Source organism: Paenibacillus baimaensis (assembly GCF_025567575.1).
Window position 1 is genome coordinate 23,336 of sequence record NZ_JAOQIO010000094.1, and the last position, 15,390, is coordinate 38,725.

The following is a 15,390-nucleotide window of genomic DNA, read 5'->3' on the forward strand; positions in this document are numbered from 1 at the left end:
CTAATTTCACGCCGTTATTCTTTGGATGATAAAATTCAAATAAACTCTGGGCAAAATCAAACCATTGTAAATCTAACTAGAGTAGAAGATTTTTTAAATTCATAACTAGTTGCATTTGTTCTTCATATGACAAAAGAGAGTATATCACCGCTGAAATGTTATTATTAATATTTTGCTTTATTTCAATTATTCTTTCTTCATTATAATTGTCAAAATATTTCATGATTTCCACATAGTCCGCAAAATTCATATTTGTCATATAATGAACTATCTGGAGCAAACCGGAGTCACCCTGTAACAGAAATCGCCCCCGGGCGTCTTGGGGAAGTCACCGGGGGCGAACGAATATTCTCACTTCCATTATATCATGAGGAGTGAGGGGAATGGAACAAATTACACAAGCCTGGTCAACTAGTATTGCGGATTTAAAGGCTTCATATCACGGTACACATCGGCAGTTGGAGTTAGCGAGAGCAAGAACAAAAGATCCTATTGAACTAGGACTTCTCTCCAACATGATCTCTGATGTGAGTTATGCGATTGAATGGATGCGTACAGCTCGTACGCCGAGGAATCGTAGAGGAATAGAACGAAGATCTGCGTATCAGAATACGATTTTCTTGGAACCACATATCATGGAGAACTTTGCACAGCCGGACCCAGAAGACCAGGCTAATTCCTTCGAGATCACGGAGGATATGCGCTTTGCATTAAAAGAAGCTCTTCACCGGCTGTCAAGTAGAGAGCAGCAATGCTATACCATGGCGAAAGCAGACAAGATGTCGTATGACGAGATCGCGTTTAGGCTCAAGCTAGCTAAGAGCAGCGTTCAGAAGTATGTAGAGCGGGCTGATAGTAAAGTGCGAAAAGAACTGGAAAGTAATCTATTCTTGAGGAGGTGAAGTCTTTGGAAGCAACAGTAAATCATTGTCATTGGGACGGATATCCGATGACTTTGAGACCAAAGCACATTGAGCAAATCATGAAGATGAGCCAGAAAAAGACTTATGAATTTTTGGGAAATGCCCCGTTCCATGTAGCTAAAGCGGGTAGGGAATTATATATTAGTAAATTGGTTTTTAGAGATTGGCTTGAGGGAACACAACTTAATTTTATACAAAAAGAAGGCAACGGGGCTTAGTCGTTGCCTTTCTTTTATATGTAATAGTGACTAGCAGTAACTATTTTCAAATCCAATTCGTATCAAATTCGTATCACGCACATTTTAGGGGGGATTTACGATTAAATATTAACCCTGAAAAAGAAGAAAAACCCTTATGTATCAAGGGTTTTTCGGTATGACCTGTAGTGGGCTCGAACCACTGACCCCTACCCTGTCAAGATTAATTGGCAGAGGTTTATTGATTTCCTGATATGTCCTGTGAGCTCAATTCAATAAGCTTTCTTAGCCGCTATAATTCTTTTCATAACCGTTAATATCCGATAAGAAACGCAAGTGTGTGACCAAAAATGTGACCATAAACCATTCTTATTTAGTAGAGGCTTTCTTATTTTCGGAAGCTTTTTTATTGTGTTCATTTCTAATCATAGGATCGGTAATATTGGCATTTTCAATGATTTCATAAATTCTATTTATTTGGCTCTCTCCAAGTGTTGATTCTGGTGATTCCGCTTTGAATCTCAATAGTTTCCTCTGAATGAATTCTGAAAGTTCTACATCATACACAATTAGATCATTAGAATGAATTTTTCTTAGTTCAGGGTCTACGCTAAATCTGCAACGCATTGTAAATGAGATCATTGAAATAAATGTTAAGGGTTTGAACTCACTTAAAACTTGCTCTAATGCTTTTATATGCCCGTAGTTCTGCATAAATGGATTATACATTTTAAAACGATTGCTCACAGACCAATACTTATCATTTTTATTACCTTTTATTTCACCATTGTAGTTTTTGGTTTCGATGATGAATAAACCATATGGCGTAATAACTACGTGATCGGTTTGAGAATAACCGGTTTTGGATTTGGGATTTATAATTAAAATATCACTTAAGTATTTACAATCCTTTGGAAGCTGGTCTAGTTGGATGTTTATTTTGTGTTCACCTAGCCCACCAATACGAGTAGACTCAATCCTCTTTTTTGGCTTGCTTTGTTTTGCATGAGATTTATTATTTTTAGACGATGTCTTGAATAACTCTAATATTTTCTTAAACAGATGATTACCCCCATTAATTCGGCATACCTATTTATTTAAACTCTTGCCCTTTAAAACAATGGTTTAAATAATTGAAACTAAAAAAACATAGATTATCGTAAGTATTAAATGTAAAATATATGTAGATTATGAATTATTATAAGAAAAGAGGTTTAACCTTGTCGATTGTAAATTTTAATACAGAAGAAATCACTTTATTAAAGGATGAAACAATAAATCTTGATAACAAGGACTTACTAGGTACTAGAGTTTATTCGGACACATTGCATGGATTAATTTCGAATAAGGAAGATTCTAATCCAGTTACAATTGGATTATTCGGTACTTGGGGATCAGGAAAATCCTCTATAATCGATACTTTAACGAAAAGATTAGAAAATGAAGATGGTATTATCACAATGACATATGATGCTTGGAAATACTCTAACGACGCTTTTCGAAGAAGTTTTATAATTCAACTAGTTGATAAATTAGAATTAGAATTTAAAGAAACAGATTTAAGAATTTATCATGATATATCAGAAGAATCAAGTTATAAACTAGGTGTTAATAAAACAGGATTACTAAACTACATAATTTTTTCACCATTTCTTTTTTTGTTAATATGGTTTACAGGGCAGTCATCAGATCTGAAACTAACTTTTACAATGATAAGTGCTGTCAGCTCAGCAATACTAGCTTTACTAAAAGAACTTTTTATACAATATAAAACTACTATAAGTAAACCAAAGTTTTTCTCACCTGAACAGTTTGAAGAGATTTTCGATGAAATAGTTAACGAGTCTACCAAAAATAACGACAACATAATTAAAAAGTGGATTGCAACGTTGACCAGCAAAAGGAAAACAAAAAAATTAGTGATTATAATTGATAACATTGATCGCTGTGATAAAGCAACTGCAACAGAACTCTTATTAACGGTGAAAAACTTTCTTGAGAAAGAAAATTGTATATTTATAATACCGGTTGATGATGAAGCCTTAAAAAGGCATCTTAATTTCGATAAAAATTATGAAGGAGAAGAGTTTCTAAGAAAAATCTTTAATGTTTTTCTAAGGATAAAAAAGTTCAATAGTAAAGATCTTTTTGAGTATACAAGTAATTTGATTGCTGAAAATAACTTGGGTTTTTCAGCTGAGATTGCTGATATTATCTCACATGAGTTTTCTAGAAACCCTAGAAGAATAATTCAATTCCTTAACAATCTCACGATTGAGAGGGAAGTTGCAAAGAGGCAAGAAGAAAATGGATTAATACCAAGCGGATCTGTTACAAGTAATATTCGCTTCTTAGCCAAATTGCTTATCCTAAAAGAGGAATGGCCTTCACTTTATGATTCAATAAACAATAATCCCGCGATTTTAACTGAAATCAATAAACATATTATTTCGGAACAATATAAGTTTGAAAATTTAAACTATATCTTGATTAACTCCTATGGATCAAGTAACATTATTTTAACTGAAGAACAATTTTTATATTTTAAAAAAACTATCACGATCGAAGAAAAAAACATAGAATTATTCTTGAGAATTCAAGACTTTAACAGAGATATGCCTGATAATTTAAAGGAACTAATTTTTTCGCAAAATTGGTCCGAAATAAAAAAAATATTAAATACGAATTCATTTACACCAGATAAATTATTTTCAGTAATTATTGAGGAATTGGAGATATCTGTAAATAAGTATAATCTTATCGAAACAAGAGGATACAATATAATTAACCTAATACTAACTATTACAAATGAGAATGAATATGAACTCCTATTTGAAAAACATTATCAACGCATTAGCGGAATTATTAATGATACTCGAATAAAAAAGATTCTACAAAAATTAAATCGTGATAATCTTATAACCTTTTCAAAAAAACTTTCAGAAAAAAATGTTCTCTTTCTAAGGGATTTTATTGCAGAGGAAATAACTAAAGATACAACTTCAAATTTAATTAAGAGCTATGTAAGTTATTACATTGATGATTTAGAGTCACTTTCACTAATAAAAGAACCTTTTACACAGTTTATCACTAAGGATATTTCAAATTTTGAAGAATACTTCCAGATCCTCAAGGAAAAAGGACAAATAAATGTACTTATAAATAATGACTTTTTTAATAAAGTAATTTCGACTCTTACTCTAGTGGATTTTAATGAATCTACGCAATCTTCAAGTATTAAATTTTTACATCATGTTAACGCTAGTGAGGCTTTGAGTGAAAGTAACAAAAATAATTATTTAGCAATGTTATCAGCTATTATACAAGACAGTGTAGATATTCCATTACTTAAAAATGTACTTCACGAAAGCTTGGATTATTTAAACATAAAACAAGAGACTTTAGAAAAAAATTACACTATTTATAACAATAAAATTGAATATTTATATAATAATTATTTCTCTTTAGGTTACAGAAATCAAGATTTGATCACTGCAATTGAAACCTCAATAAAGTTTATGGAAGTATACTATAATAATATTTCATCGATAAACCACAGTAGCATGGATTATATTCTTAGATTTTTGACCTGTGGCGTACAAGAATTCTGTTTGCAAGCTATCATCTCGCTAGATAAGATTATTCTAGCACATGATCTTTTTGATTATCCTTTCGTTGAACAGCTAATAAATCAATATAAAAGTACGAATGAGTTAGATCAAAAAGAAATAATTGTAAACTCACTAAGTAATATAATCAGAAAAGTTGAATCCAAAGATGGAAAACTAATAGGCGTTAATGAATCTCAAGCAAATCAAATTGTTGATATTCTTTTCAAATCTCTATTTGATAATTCACAAATTACTATTGTTGAGAATACAATTATCGAGGCACTAAATAATAACATAGTTAATAATTTTTTTGAACAGAAAATTTCATCAATTACTAATCAAGAACAGCAAAAAGTCTTACTTAAAATCATTGGTCATAGCAAAAATCAAGAAAATATAGCTATGGTGGTAGAAACAATTCTGCGATTGTCTGATGATTATACAAAATTGCAAAGTGCAGTAGATTTTATTATAGAACAAATTAGCGAAGGTAATAAATTTATTAAAGAGAGCTTGCTGAAACTTACTGGTGAAACCTCTAGTCAAAAAGATGAAAGATTTAAATCCTTAATAGAAACTAGTTTTTCTAACCTTATATTATTTAACAAAAATGATATCGGAATTCTAATTGATAGGGTGTTACCACTATTGGTAGAAGAAAACATCGAAGAGCAATTGTTTGCTATAACAATACTTGGCAAACTAGAGTCTGAGAACATCCCCAAAAAGAAAAGTTCAAAAATAATTGCTTTGATTGAAGATATAAGATTTGAAAAAGAGGAGAATGAGCTTTTATTAAATGCTCTTAAAGCAAAGATCGCTTCCTGAAAAACATAATAATATTATTTAAGTCCCGAGATGATATCTCGGGACTTTTTAGAAATTAAATAATTTATTGTGGAAATTATTTGTCCAACAATAGCTTAACCATACTTTGTAATTTTAACTTCTCAGCATTTGTTATCCTTTTTTCTTTATATTTAAGGACTAATTGTTTGTTATTAAAAAGCAGTTCTAATTCTATTTCATTATCTAAAATCTGAGTAAGTAAATCAGTTCCATATTTATTAGAAAAGTTTATTAATTTATCTATTAATGGAGTATTAACTCGCTCAACGAAACGTATATCTTTTAATTCGTCTTCTTTTAATCCCAGTAATAAATAATCAGTTGTAACATTAAACACTTCAGCTAATTTTGTAAAGTCATCAGGGGATGGATCACTATACTCCCTCTCCCAATTCGAAATAACCTGGGACGATACTCCAATCTTTTCCCCTAATTCAATCTGAGTAAATTTCGACTTTTTTCTTAGTTTTTTAATGCGCTTTCCTACATTAAACTCTGTCTCTTTAAATAGAATGTCAATATCCATAATTAATAACCACCCGTTTCATAGAGTTGTTATAATTTTAACATTTTTAACGGAAATAAAAAAATTAAAAAAACAAACTTGAAACTAACGGAAATCGTTAGTATAATAAAGACACTAAATAACCAAAAAGGTTATTTTTGTTTAAAAGAATAACTAACGCAATTTGTTGATTTGGAGGTGGAATCTAATATGGATGAGTTAATTAATGTATTAAATTTGATTAATGAACTTGAAAACTATCTACAAGCTTTATCTAAGTCTCGTGCAATTCAAAATAATATTGAAAGGAAAATATCATTGAAAGTGGCCTTACTTCGGCGTAGCTTGGAAAGCGCAGCCGAAACCGGTAAGGAGCAGAGCGACGCACCGGCTCGGCCTTGATATGGAGGGGCAAGTCATGCAAGGCTGATTTGGCGGACAGGCCACTCCGTGGCATGGCCGTAAAGCCTGTCCTGCATGATTTGTAGAGGCTCCATGTCAAGGCTGAGGCGATAGTATCGTCGCCCAGCAACCATATAACATGCTGGGTGGAAAATACAACAGTAGGGGGACGAAAGTATTGCTAGTAAAGGGTTTTGACACTTTAGAGTTTGGTTTAGATTTTGAAAACTATAACTCTTCCTTTGAATCATTTATTCTTGAATTCAAAAAACTAAAAGAGTTTGCTCAACTGACGGGGATAGAACAATCAATTCCCTTAGAAGGCATGCTTCTAACGGTGCATAGAAATGGACAAAGGTTTTATGCGTACAAGTTATCTTGTAAGGATTTTTCAATTGCATTTGCAGAAAATGAAATGAAATCAAATTCACCAGTATTCGTAAGATTTATGTCAAGTTATATTTGGTCATATGGTCATAAAAAGGCATATGACCATTTTATGAAGTGGTTTAAATGTTTTGGTGTAATACCAATAAGTAATAGACTTTCACGGGCCGACATATGTGCTGATACAGATCGGGTTCAATTTATTCAAAATGATGTTAAGGGTGTTGTTACCAGAGCTAAAAGTAAAACAGAACATTTTGTGAATGAAGAATACACTAACGGACGTAAATTTAGTGGTTTCACCGTCGGTAGAGGAAACCCGATGTTGGCTAGAATCTACAATAAATCTCTAGAAATTAAAAAATCAGGTAAAACATGGTTTACTGATGTGTGGAATGAGAATGGCTGGAATTCTGAAAACGAAGTTTGGAGGGTTGAGTTCCAATTAAGACGTGAAGTTTTAAAGGAATTCACAATTGATAATATTGAGCAGTTATTTGCAAAGGTTGATGAATTATGGGTGTACCTCACAGTTGATTGGTTAACGATTAGACAACCCAGCAGCGATAATGTCTCTAGATGGAAAATAAAAAGAAAATGGAAACATATTCAGAAGGCAGACCTATCTCATGAACCAACCCCATTGATTCGGGAATCAGTTAAACAAGGGAATCTAAAACAGCTTCTTGATCAAGCCGCGGGGTTAATGATGTCCGTCGCATCAATAAGTGACCATGATTCCATTACGAATACATCTGATGTAATTAAGTCATGGTTTGAAGTGAATTTACTCAAAAAGAACACGACCTTTGAGGTTGAAAAAAATAGGAGGAGAATCAGATTTTTGCATCCTGTTACCACATCTACAGATAATGACTAACTGAAATTAAAACTCATATTCAAAAAGGAGACTACAAATGGCTAAAAAAAATTTATTCGAACAAGTTTTCGAGAAAGATATTCCCTTAAAAGTAATTGATTTTAATGATTTTGATGGAAACAGAATCACCGTTGTTATTCAGGATGGTGCTAATGAAAATAGATTTGGTAATAATGATACTTCATTAAAGGTCGTTAATGGACTTGTAGATTCTATGGATTTTAAATTTGAATTTGAAGATGATCCCTATAGTTTTGAGAAGAGAATAATTTCTATAATTGATACAATCGGCAAGAAAATAAAACACAATTCGTCATATAAAATGGATAAACCCAACATTCATATTGTTAAAGAATTTATAGAATTTTTTTCTAGTAGTAATCTTCATAAACATTCTGAATTTAAAAATATTCTTGATCAAGTTGAAGAAATAGACGAAGAAGAAGAGGCTTTTTGGAAATCATTAATGGATAAAAAAAAGGAGATTGAATAAATGATTTCTACTCTAGAAATGCTTCCCATTGTTTTAGATGTTACACATATTCAAAATATTCTTGGTATCGGTAGAAGGCAAGCTTATGAATTAGTTAATTCTGGACAGTTTCATGTAGTTCGTGCAGGAAAACGAATAAAGGTAGCAAAATCAGTATTTGAAAAATGGCTTATAGGTAATTTGCCGCTCCAGGAGGAATAAAAGATGTCTGGATCTGTAAAAAAGGAAGGCAACACATGGTATTTTGTTATTGATCTTGGCAAGGATCTGTTAACAGGAAAAAGAATTCAGAAAAAGAAAAGAGGATTTAAGACTAAGAAGGAGGCAAATACAGCACTGGCAGAAACTCTAAACGAGGTTAATAAAGGAACCTACGTAGAACCGTCTAAAATTCTATTTAGTGATTATTTGAATCAATGGCTTCATGATAAACAAATTAATATTATGCCTTCTACATATAGCAACTACAGATGGTTAGTTGATAAGCATATCAACCCATACTTGGGTAATGTAGAATTATCAAAACTTACTCCTATGATTATTCAAAAATTTTATAATGATCTCGTGCTTAAGGGAAGTCTTGTTCAAGAAAATATCCAAAAAATACATTCTCTTATCAAAGATTCTTTAAACAAAGCAGAACGTTGGGGGTTGATTTCAAAAAATGTTGCCTCCCTAGTTGACCGTCCCAAAGCTTATAAAAAGGAAATGAGTGTTTGGACTATTGAGGAAGTCAAAGAATTTCTGATCGCTGCCAAAGATGATAGGCTATATGTAGCATTTATCCTAGCAGCTACTACTGGAATGAGACAAGCAGAAGTTTTAGGGCTTAGATGGAAAGATCTAGATATAGAAAATTCTTCGATTAGTATCATACAAACATTAAGTCATGATGGAAAAACACTTAAGACAGGGACAAAGACCAAAGCAGGCATGAGAAAGGTACATTTGCCTCTAGAAACCCTGCAAATTCTTCAAAAGCATAAACGGCTCATAGAGTTAGAGAAGAAGCAAAATAGCCCTTTGTACACGGATAACGATCTTATTGTTTGTACAGCAGTTGGTACACCAGTAATTCCAAGAAATTTAATGCGCTCATATTATAGACTTATCAGTCATGCAAAATTAACAAAAATAAGGTTTCATGATTTAAGACATACTCATGCGACACTTCTATTGAAGCAAGGTGTTAACCCTAAGATAGTTGCAGAAAGATTAGGCCATGCAGACATTCGAATTACACTGGACACATACAGTCACTTAATGCCTAGCATGCAAAAAGAAGCAGCAGCTGAATTCGGTAAATTATTATTTGAGTAGGTGAATAAATGGGATTATGGGTAGGTTCTCTAATAGGTGGCTATAGAGTGGCGGTAAGATACTCCAAGAACACAGAGTATTGTTTTAGGATCACAGATTTAGTTGTTGGAAGAATATATAAGGTAGTACAGCCAAGCTTATTAAATAGTAAATCTTTAAAAAACTTAGGTCGTGAATGTATAGTAGTGGGTTTCATTATAAATCGATATGGATATCATGATAAAGCAAAAATAAAATATTTAGATAACAAAAGAATTGGACGAATATCCTTCGGTAATCTGGCAAGTGAAGATAGTCAAATAAGGTGGGGTGACCAATCGGTGACCGATGAGGTTTACTTAGAAGTATTTCATAATGATTTGATAAAATTCAAGAAGAAAAACCCTTGATTATCAAGGGTTTTCGTGTATGACCTGTAGTGGGCTCGAACCACTGACCCCTACCCTGTCAAGATAGTGCTCTCCCAGCTGAGCTAACAAGTCATGTTTTAGCGACAAGTAGTAATATACCAACGATATAAAGAATTGTCAACTCCTTTTTTAAAAATTGTCCCTATGCGGTGATTTATATCCTTATTTACCTGCCTTGATTCCTATGGTGAACAAGATAACCTACAACTGCAAGTTGCAATTATGCTATAATATTTTCATACGACAACGAGCAGATTGAGGGGATAATTTATGAAGGATTTTCATCGGCCTTTTCAGCCAATCCAAGGTGTATTGACGAATAATGGAGATAGCGCCGTTGATTGGGGTGGACGTGAATGGGGTACACATCGGCATCATGTCCGCGAATTATTGGAGCATGCCGTGAATTCTATTTCCAATAAAGATAGAGCTGCTGTTCTGGGTGCTGGTAATCATGGTGATCTCGATCTGCCGGAATTGGCGAATCGATTTGCGCAGGTAACGGTGCTGGACACAGAAGCTAACTCAATAGAAGAAGTGCTGGAGCTAAGCGTGGGTACTTACTCTGGTAAAATTAAATCGCTAACCAATGTGGATTATACATGTCTGGATCAAATTCATTTCTACGAGACTTGGGAGGATATGCTGATTAATCATGCTCCTGCCGCAGAAATTGCTGCTTATGTGAAGAATTGTTCTTTTGAAGCAAGAAGATACGAGGCCCTTCCGCATTTGAAAAAAAGCTTTTCATTGGTTGTTTCCTCATCCGTTCATACTCAATTATTTTATATTCATGCTTTGACACAGCTATCCGGATATGCCGACCAATATAGCAGCCAAGAGGTCGGGCAGATCATGGAGGCCTTGATGTATTTACGCAATAGCCTTGTGGCCGATTATAACCGGCTGCTGTTATCTCTATTGAAGCCTGACGGCAGACTGGTCGTATGGTCCGATATGATTCGTTTGGATGAATCCAATGCAGGACTTCTCGATAGCCTGTATGCTTTACAAAGCGACGAGGAGCGTACACAGTTTTTATTTCGTTCGTTCGGTCAAACTGGTATAGAAGCGGCTGTTGTGGGATTTAAGGGGTTGTATGAGCAGGTGAAGCCAGAGGGTCAGCTGTTCAAATCATGGGTATGGTTAACCGGTGTGGAGAAGCAGTATGTGGCAGCTGGATTATCTGGAGTGCCAAGGAAATAACAAAAGAAAAACCGCTCATTAGCTGAGCGGCAGTAGAATACTTTCCTCTTCGATAGAGGTGTATAAGATAGCATTGTTTCCTACGACTTCAATCAAATCAATACGATTTAACAATGCTAGTGAGGGTTCTTCTGGTTGTGTGCAGCGGTGTTCAAGTGCTTGGATTAATGAGGGTATCGCCTTCTGATCGCTGGAGATAAAACGAACGGGAATCTTGTGGTCATGAAACAAAATTTCAGTTTTCATAAACGGTTCTCCCTTCCCTTACAATCTGTCCTAATTATACCTCATTTTCATTAAAATAGGCTGAATAATTTTAAATTTTTGGTCAATATTAGGAGCCTTTATGATAAATTCACAAGTTAGCAACATGGATGCGATCGTTCAGCAATATTTTAACAATGGGGTTTGGACGGTCGAGACAGGGGAGAGCGGAGTGAACAATACAACCCGCTTTATCCTGTATAGGAATCGAAAATATGTGCTGCGCATTTACGAGAACCACGCGGATCTGGACAAGGTTCGTTATGAGCACGCTGTACTGCAAGCGCTTCAACAGAGCAAGCTCTCTTATCGGATACCCTCGCCAATCGTGGCTTTATCTGGGGATACCTACGTGCGAACACAAGCTAATCAGCTTGCGGTGCTGTTCGAGTATATTGAGGGTTCAAGGGCTGATTTATCCGAGGTCGTGCATGTTCAGTCGATTGGCTGCGCAATGGGAGAGCTGGTTGGTGAAATGGCGCAATTGGTTGTACCTCTTGAAGCTGCATATGAACGGTATTATGAGCTGTATGAAATCCATCCTTTGGTCAATCGGGAAAGGCTGAATGCTTGGCTGAGGGATATGGAATCGGGTGAAGCATCGGTGGAAGCTGAGCAGCTGAGCAAAGAAATACAGCGGATTGAACAGGCGATTCCTGTGTGGAGTCGTTTGCCAGTTCAGTTGGTGCACTCGGATCTTGTGGCTGGCAATGTACTTGCCGATGACGATGGGGTAACGGGCATATTGGATTTTGAGTTTGTAACGATGGACTTGCGGGTAATGGATGCGGCTGTTTTTCTCAATGAGATCATTCGATATCAGGGAGATCGCTGGGAGCTTATTGAAGCCTTTATAAAAGGGTATGGACAATCTGGAAGCTTGAATGCGGATGAGATTGCTGCATTGCCGCAGCTTATTTTGCTCAGAAGCGTCGTCTTGTGTATCCATTTCCTTGGAAGACATTGGGCCGGGATTGATCCCCGTGATGAACCACAGACTTACTTGATCGGTTTTGCCAAGGTTCAGGAATGGCTTGAATTGTATAAGCATCGCCTCATGGAATGCTGGATCTTATACGGGAGTGGGGAGTATGCTGATGAAGAAATTATTTAGTCAAATGAATGCATTAGAACTTGAAGAGGAGCTTCATGAAATTGTAGATGCTATGTCCCGCGCTGAGTTTCCCAGCCAGAAGGAACTGTTAGAGCGTAAATATTACACAGCCAAAGCTTATACACTGGAGCCTGCTGATTATTCCCCCGGGTTGTATGAAATTGAAGGTGAACCGGATGATCGTTTCCGGCTGCAGTATGTCAATGGGATCATGGGCTGGGGGACGCTTGTGGGCAATGCTGAAGAGGCGAGTTTTCCCATATCGATGCTGAAAATTGCGATGAATGAGCAGGTTGGAGATTAAAATACACGAAGGAGGTGTAAATATGAGTAAAGCTACACGATTCGCCGGTGATCAGAGTATGAACCCGCCGCGCTTGGATATTCAACAGTCCTGGTGGGCTATGATCGGATTAGGTAATGGTGAACGAGAATGGACAATAGAAGAGAAATTCGAAAAGATTGCAGAAGCCGGATTTACTGGTATTATGGGGCGTCTGCCTGAAGGTCCGGATGCGGATTTATGGCGCCGATTGCTTGATGATTATCGTTTCAGCTTCGGCATTCATTCGTTTCCTGGCAGACCTGAAGATATTACACAATTATTGAAGGCTGCCAAGCAATTCGGAGTGCAGTATGTGAATTCCCAGGTGATGGATTCCTTCGTAATCGGTCAGCCTGCGATCAAATTGCTGGAAGGATTGGTGCGAGAAGGTTGCTCTGCGCATATGCCTTATTTTGTTGAAACCCATCGCGGTCGTGTAACTCAGGATTTACATCGAACAGTGGAGTACGTAAAGGCGATTCCTGATTTGCGTTTGACCATTGATTTGTCCCATTACATAGTGGCAGGTGAAGTTACCGGTAACGACGAGAACGTCTTAAACAGGGTGTCAGAGCTGTTTGAGAGCCTGTTGGAACGTACCTCCAGTATTCACGCGCGCGTGTCCAATGGAGAGCAGGTCCAAGTCGATATAGGACCGAATGGAGAACATCCGATGGTGAGGCATTATATGGACTGGTGGCAGCGAGGGATCGGATATTGGTTAAAGGATGCACAGCCTGGCGACCTGTTGCCATTCGTCCCGGAGCTTGGTCCTCCAGATTATGCGATCACGAATCCAACCTACGCATCGAGTGGACGTACAGAGATCTCGGATCGATGGGAGCAGGCGCTTGTATTGAAGAGATTAGGTGAAGAGGCTTGGAAGCTCGCCGTGCAATCTAGCGGTAAGTAACAGCTATCCGAGCATATCGTTAATTAAACAGCTAATAATTACGAGAGAATCAATAATTGGTGATAGTGTTATCAATCATGAGGTGGGGACAACCGATGAGACTAAGCCTAACCGTTTGTGGTATTTTACTTGCGATCTTTGTCATCTTTACGGATCAGGCTGTTGCACAAAGGCTGGAATCTGCAGCTTATAAGAGTCCTGAAGGAATCCAATTTGTAAGCTACAGCACCGTATGGAATGAGCAGAAATTAAAGGAGCTGTATGAGAGTTTACTCAAATGCGAGCATGGTGAAGAATTGTCGGCTCTGAAGCAAGTCATTTTGGACCCGGGTCCAAGTGAGGGGAAGAGCGGCTCAAGAGTTGGCAGTTACAATGCGGATACCCAAGTGATTAGGTTGTTTGAAGTCGAGGCTACTCCGGTGGTACGTACCCTGACCCATGAATATGGTCATCATTTTACCTATTATTGGCTGCAAAAAAAGGAAAGTGCTTCTCCAGGACAGCTTACAGAGTCTTCAGTCTGGGCCAAGGTTAGGCAGCTTGGTGGTTTTCCTATTCGATGGTCAGGCAGTACCCTTCCTTATGTACATAAGTGGGATCCTGGCGAGATTATGGCTGAGGATTATGTATTGCTGTTCGGCGTGGGGGGGAATCCGTTGTCCTCGAAGTCGGCGAATATTGTGAATATGCTGCGTCACGAAAATGAGTATATTCCTTCTGCGCAGTCACTGCCTGTTCTGAGACAATACTGGGAGCAATTGGCTGGTTTGTCCAGGAAGGAGCCGATCCGACTTCCCGAGATCAAGCAATGGCAAGCAGTGGAAGATAGGGAGGACGCTACCAACCGTTTAGTGTTTACCTCTGCTGCCACTCAAAACTACCAGCTCATCCAATATGGGATTCACGTAGTTAGCTTTAAAGACGGACAGCCGATCAACTGGACAACGACTATCAATACAATTGGCAAAGAGCTTGTAGAGGTTAATCTGGATATGAATGCACTAAGGGATACCGATTCCACGGCTTCCTTTAACGGATTTATTCAGATTTGGGCGCTGGATCCACAAAGCAATCAGCTCGTCTACACACCATTTTATATGAATTGGTTTACCTATGAGCCCGTTTCAAAAAAACTACTTGCGATACCTCCTTCTTTTTCCAGCAGAGGACTAACTGCGATGTTGAAAAGAGATGGAATGGACAAATGGCCCCTTATGAATATGGTTATGAATGGGATGCCCTTGGCGCCAGTCAAGCGTTATGAGGATAAAGAAGGTAATCTGTATGTGCCACTGCGCTTATTCAGTGATGAGACCGTTCAAGGTCTAAAAGAGCAGCGAACTACGGATAACGATGGAGGCAGACGAATTAAAGCGCATTACAAGCAGAGGGATGTTCAATTGAGGTTGGATGAACAGCAAGCGGCTGTCAATGGAATCACAATCAAGCTGAACCAGCGAGTCAGGCGTATGGGTGCTGAGTTCGTAGTAGCGATCGATGATCTGAAAGCCTTGTTCGATGTGACCGCACGCTGGGATGAATCAGGCAGCAGCCTGCTTATGGAATCGACTTAGCATATAATAAAAAAAGA

The 15,390-nt window shown here is 36.9% G+C and carries 17 protein-coding genes and 1 tRNA gene; 14 read left to right on the forward strand and 4 right to left on the reverse strand.

Annotated features, from left to right (window positions below; genetic code table 11):
- The first annotated feature begins 383 nt into the window (after positions 1-383).
- Both OB236_RS23730 and OB236_RS23735 read left to right on the forward strand, forming a co-directional pair.
- Positions 384-902: a sigma factor-like helix-turn-helix DNA-binding protein gene (locus tag OB236_RS23730; protein ID WP_262686210.1), complete on the forward strand. Its 519-nt coding sequence runs from the start codon at positions 384-386 to the stop codon at positions 900-902.
- A 5-nt stretch (positions 903-907) separates the two neighbouring features.
- Positions 908-1,141: a hypothetical protein gene (locus OB236_RS23735; protein ID WP_262686211.1), complete on the forward strand. Its 234-nt coding sequence runs from the start codon at positions 908-910 to the stop codon at positions 1,139-1,141.
- 348 nt (positions 1,142-1,489) lie between these two features.
- Here the strand turns inward: OB236_RS23735 and OB236_RS23740 are convergent, their stop codons facing one another.
- Positions 1,490-2,200 carry a nuclease-related domain-containing protein gene (locus OB236_RS23740; protein ID WP_317259384.1) on the reverse strand — a complete coding sequence of 237 codons (711 nt, stop codon included), beginning with the start codon at positions 2,198-2,200 and terminating at the stop codon, positions 1,490-1,492.
- A 140-nt stretch (positions 2,201-2,340) separates the two neighbouring features.
- Between OB236_RS23740 and OB236_RS23745 the strand changes: the two genes are divergently transcribed.
- Positions 2,341-5,559 (forward strand): KAP family P-loop NTPase fold protein, encoded by a 3,219-nt coding sequence (locus tag OB236_RS23745; protein ID WP_262686212.1) that lies wholly within the window; start codon positions 2,341-2,343, stop codon positions 5,557-5,559.
- A 76-nt stretch (positions 5,560-5,635) separates the two neighbouring features.
- Here the strand turns inward: OB236_RS23745 and OB236_RS23750 are convergent, their stop codons facing one another.
- Positions 5,636-6,106 (reverse strand): helix-turn-helix domain-containing protein, encoded by a 471-nt coding sequence (locus OB236_RS23750; RefSeq protein WP_262686214.1) that lies wholly within the window; start codon positions 6,104-6,106, stop codon positions 5,636-5,638.
- 189 nt (positions 6,107-6,295) lie between these two features.
- Between OB236_RS23750 and OB236_RS23755 the strand changes: the two genes are divergently transcribed.
- The 6 genes from OB236_RS23755 to OB236_RS23780 all read left to right on the forward strand — a co-directional run bounded on the left by OB236_RS23755 (position 6,296) and on the right by OB236_RS23780 (position 9,956).
- Complete coding sequence (locus OB236_RS23755; protein ID WP_262686215.1) at positions 6,296-6,487, forward strand: hypothetical protein; 192 nt, start codon at positions 6,296-6,298, stop codon at positions 6,485-6,487.
- 178 nt (positions 6,488-6,665) lie between these two features.
- Positions 6,666-7,754, forward strand: coding sequence for a replication initiation factor domain-containing protein (locus OB236_RS23760; protein ID WP_262686216.1), 1,089 nt, complete (start codon positions 6,666-6,668; stop codon positions 7,752-7,754).
- Positions 7,755-7,791: 37 nt separating this feature from the next.
- A complete protein-coding gene (locus OB236_RS23765; protein ID WP_262686217.1) occupies positions 7,792-8,247 on the forward strand; it encodes a hypothetical protein in 456 nt (151 codons plus the stop codon).
- On the forward strand, positions 8,248-8,448 hold the full coding sequence (locus tag OB236_RS23770; RefSeq protein ID WP_262686218.1) for a helix-turn-helix domain-containing protein: 201 nt from the start codon (positions 8,248-8,250) through the stop codon (positions 8,446-8,448).
- A 3-nt stretch (positions 8,449-8,451) separates the two neighbouring features.
- Positions 8,452-9,567, forward strand: a complete 1,116-nt coding sequence (locus OB236_RS23775; protein WP_262686219.1) for a tyrosine-type recombinase/integrase — start codon at positions 8,452-8,454, stop codon at positions 9,565-9,567.
- 8 nt (positions 9,568-9,575) lie between these two features.
- Complete coding sequence (locus OB236_RS23780) at positions 9,576-9,956, forward strand: hypothetical protein (RefSeq protein ID WP_262686220.1); 381 nt, start codon at positions 9,576-9,578, stop codon at positions 9,954-9,956.
- A gap of 20 nt (positions 9,957-9,976) precedes the next feature.
- Here the strand turns inward: OB236_RS23780 and OB236_RS23785 are convergent.
- Positions 9,977-10,049: transfer RNA gene (locus OB236_RS23785), tRNA-Val, on the reverse strand.
- Positions 10,050-10,247: 198 nt separating this feature from the next.
- On the opposite strand from OB236_RS23785, the gene OB236_RS23790 reads away from it, so the two are divergent.
- On the forward strand, positions 10,248-11,183 hold the full coding sequence (locus tag OB236_RS23790) for a hypothetical protein (RefSeq protein ID WP_262686221.1): 936 nt from the start codon (positions 10,248-10,250) through the stop codon (positions 11,181-11,183).
- A gap of 18 nt (positions 11,184-11,201) precedes the next feature.
- On the opposite strand, the gene OB236_RS23795 is transcribed toward OB236_RS23790, so the two are convergent.
- The gene (locus tag OB236_RS23795; RefSeq protein ID WP_076235946.1) at positions 11,202-11,429 is read right to left on the reverse strand and encodes a hypothetical protein; all 228 of its coding nucleotides are present in this window, start codon (positions 11,427-11,429) and stop codon (positions 11,202-11,204) included.
- 100 nt (positions 11,430-11,529) lie between these two features.
- Between OB236_RS23795 and OB236_RS23800 the strand changes: the two genes are divergently transcribed.
- The 4 genes from OB236_RS23800 (at position 11,530) to OB236_RS23815 (ending at position 15,373) form a co-directional block, all read left to right on the forward strand.
- On the forward strand, positions 11,530-12,561 hold the full coding sequence (locus OB236_RS23800; protein WP_262686222.1) for a phosphotransferase: 1,032 nt from the start codon (positions 11,530-11,532) through the stop codon (positions 12,559-12,561).
- Complete coding sequence (locus OB236_RS23805; protein ID WP_262686223.1) at positions 12,545-12,865, forward strand: YfhH family protein; 321 nt, start codon at positions 12,545-12,547, stop codon at positions 12,863-12,865. The genes OB236_RS23800 and OB236_RS23805 overlap by 17 nt, the downstream gene beginning before the upstream one ends.
- 22 nt (positions 12,866-12,887) lie before the next feature.
- Positions 12,888-13,799: a sugar phosphate isomerase/epimerase family protein gene (locus OB236_RS23810; RefSeq protein WP_262686224.1), complete on the forward strand. Its 912-nt coding sequence runs from the start codon at positions 12,888-12,890 to the stop codon at positions 13,797-13,799.
- A 95-nt stretch (positions 13,800-13,894) separates the two neighbouring features.
- Positions 13,895-15,373 carry a copper amine oxidase N-terminal domain-containing protein gene (locus OB236_RS23815; protein WP_262686225.1) on the forward strand — a complete coding sequence of 493 codons (1,479 nt, stop codon included), beginning with the start codon at positions 13,895-13,897 and terminating at the stop codon, positions 15,371-15,373.
- Positions 15,374-15,390 lie beyond the last annotated feature (17 nt).

Excerpts from the sequence above, each read along its gene's own strand:
- OB236_RS23730 (WP_262686210.1), top strand. The coding sequence starts at position 384 with ATGGAACAAATTACACAAGCCTGGTCAACTAGTATTGCGGATTTAAAG.
- OB236_RS23750 (WP_262686214.1), bottom strand. The coding sequence starts at position 6,106 with ATGGATATTGACATTCTATTTAAAGAGACAGAGTTTAATGTAGGAAAG.
- OB236_RS23755 (WP_262686215.1), top strand. The coding sequence starts at position 6,296 with ATGGATGAGTTAATTAATGTATTAAATTTGATTAATGAACTTGAAAAC.
- OB236_RS23765 (WP_262686217.1), top strand. The coding sequence starts at position 7,792 with ATGGCTAAAAAAAATTTATTCGAACAAGTTTTCGAGAAAGATATTCCC.
- OB236_RS23770 (WP_262686218.1), top strand. The coding sequence starts at position 8,248 with ATGATTTCTACTCTAGAAATGCTTCCCATTGTTTTAGATGTTACACAT.
- OB236_RS23775 (WP_262686219.1), top strand. The coding sequence starts at position 8,452 with ATGTCTGGATCTGTAAAAAAGGAAGGCAACACATGGTATTTTGTTATT.
- OB236_RS23780 (WP_262686220.1), top strand. The coding sequence starts at position 9,576 with ATGGGATTATGGGTAGGTTCTCTAATAGGTGGCTATAGAGTGGCGGTA.
- OB236_RS23790 (WP_262686221.1), top strand. The coding sequence starts at position 10,248 with ATGAAGGATTTTCATCGGCCTTTTCAGCCAATCCAAGGTGTATTGACG.
- OB236_RS23795 (WP_076235946.1), bottom strand. The coding sequence starts at position 11,429 with ATGAAAACTGAAATTTTGTTTCATGACCACAAGATTCCCGTTCGTTTT.
- OB236_RS23800 (WP_262686222.1), top strand. The coding sequence starts at position 11,530 with ATGATAAATTCACAAGTTAGCAACATGGATGCGATCGTTCAGCAATAT.
- OB236_RS23805 (WP_262686223.1), top strand. The coding sequence starts at position 12,545 with ATGAAGAAATTATTTAGTCAAATGAATGCATTAGAACTTGAAGAGGAG.
- OB236_RS23810 (WP_262686224.1), top strand. The coding sequence starts at position 12,888 with ATGAGTAAAGCTACACGATTCGCCGGTGATCAGAGTATGAACCCGCCG.
- OB236_RS23815 (WP_262686225.1), top strand. The coding sequence starts at position 13,895 with ATGAGACTAAGCCTAACCGTTTGTGGTATTTTACTTGCGATCTTTGTC.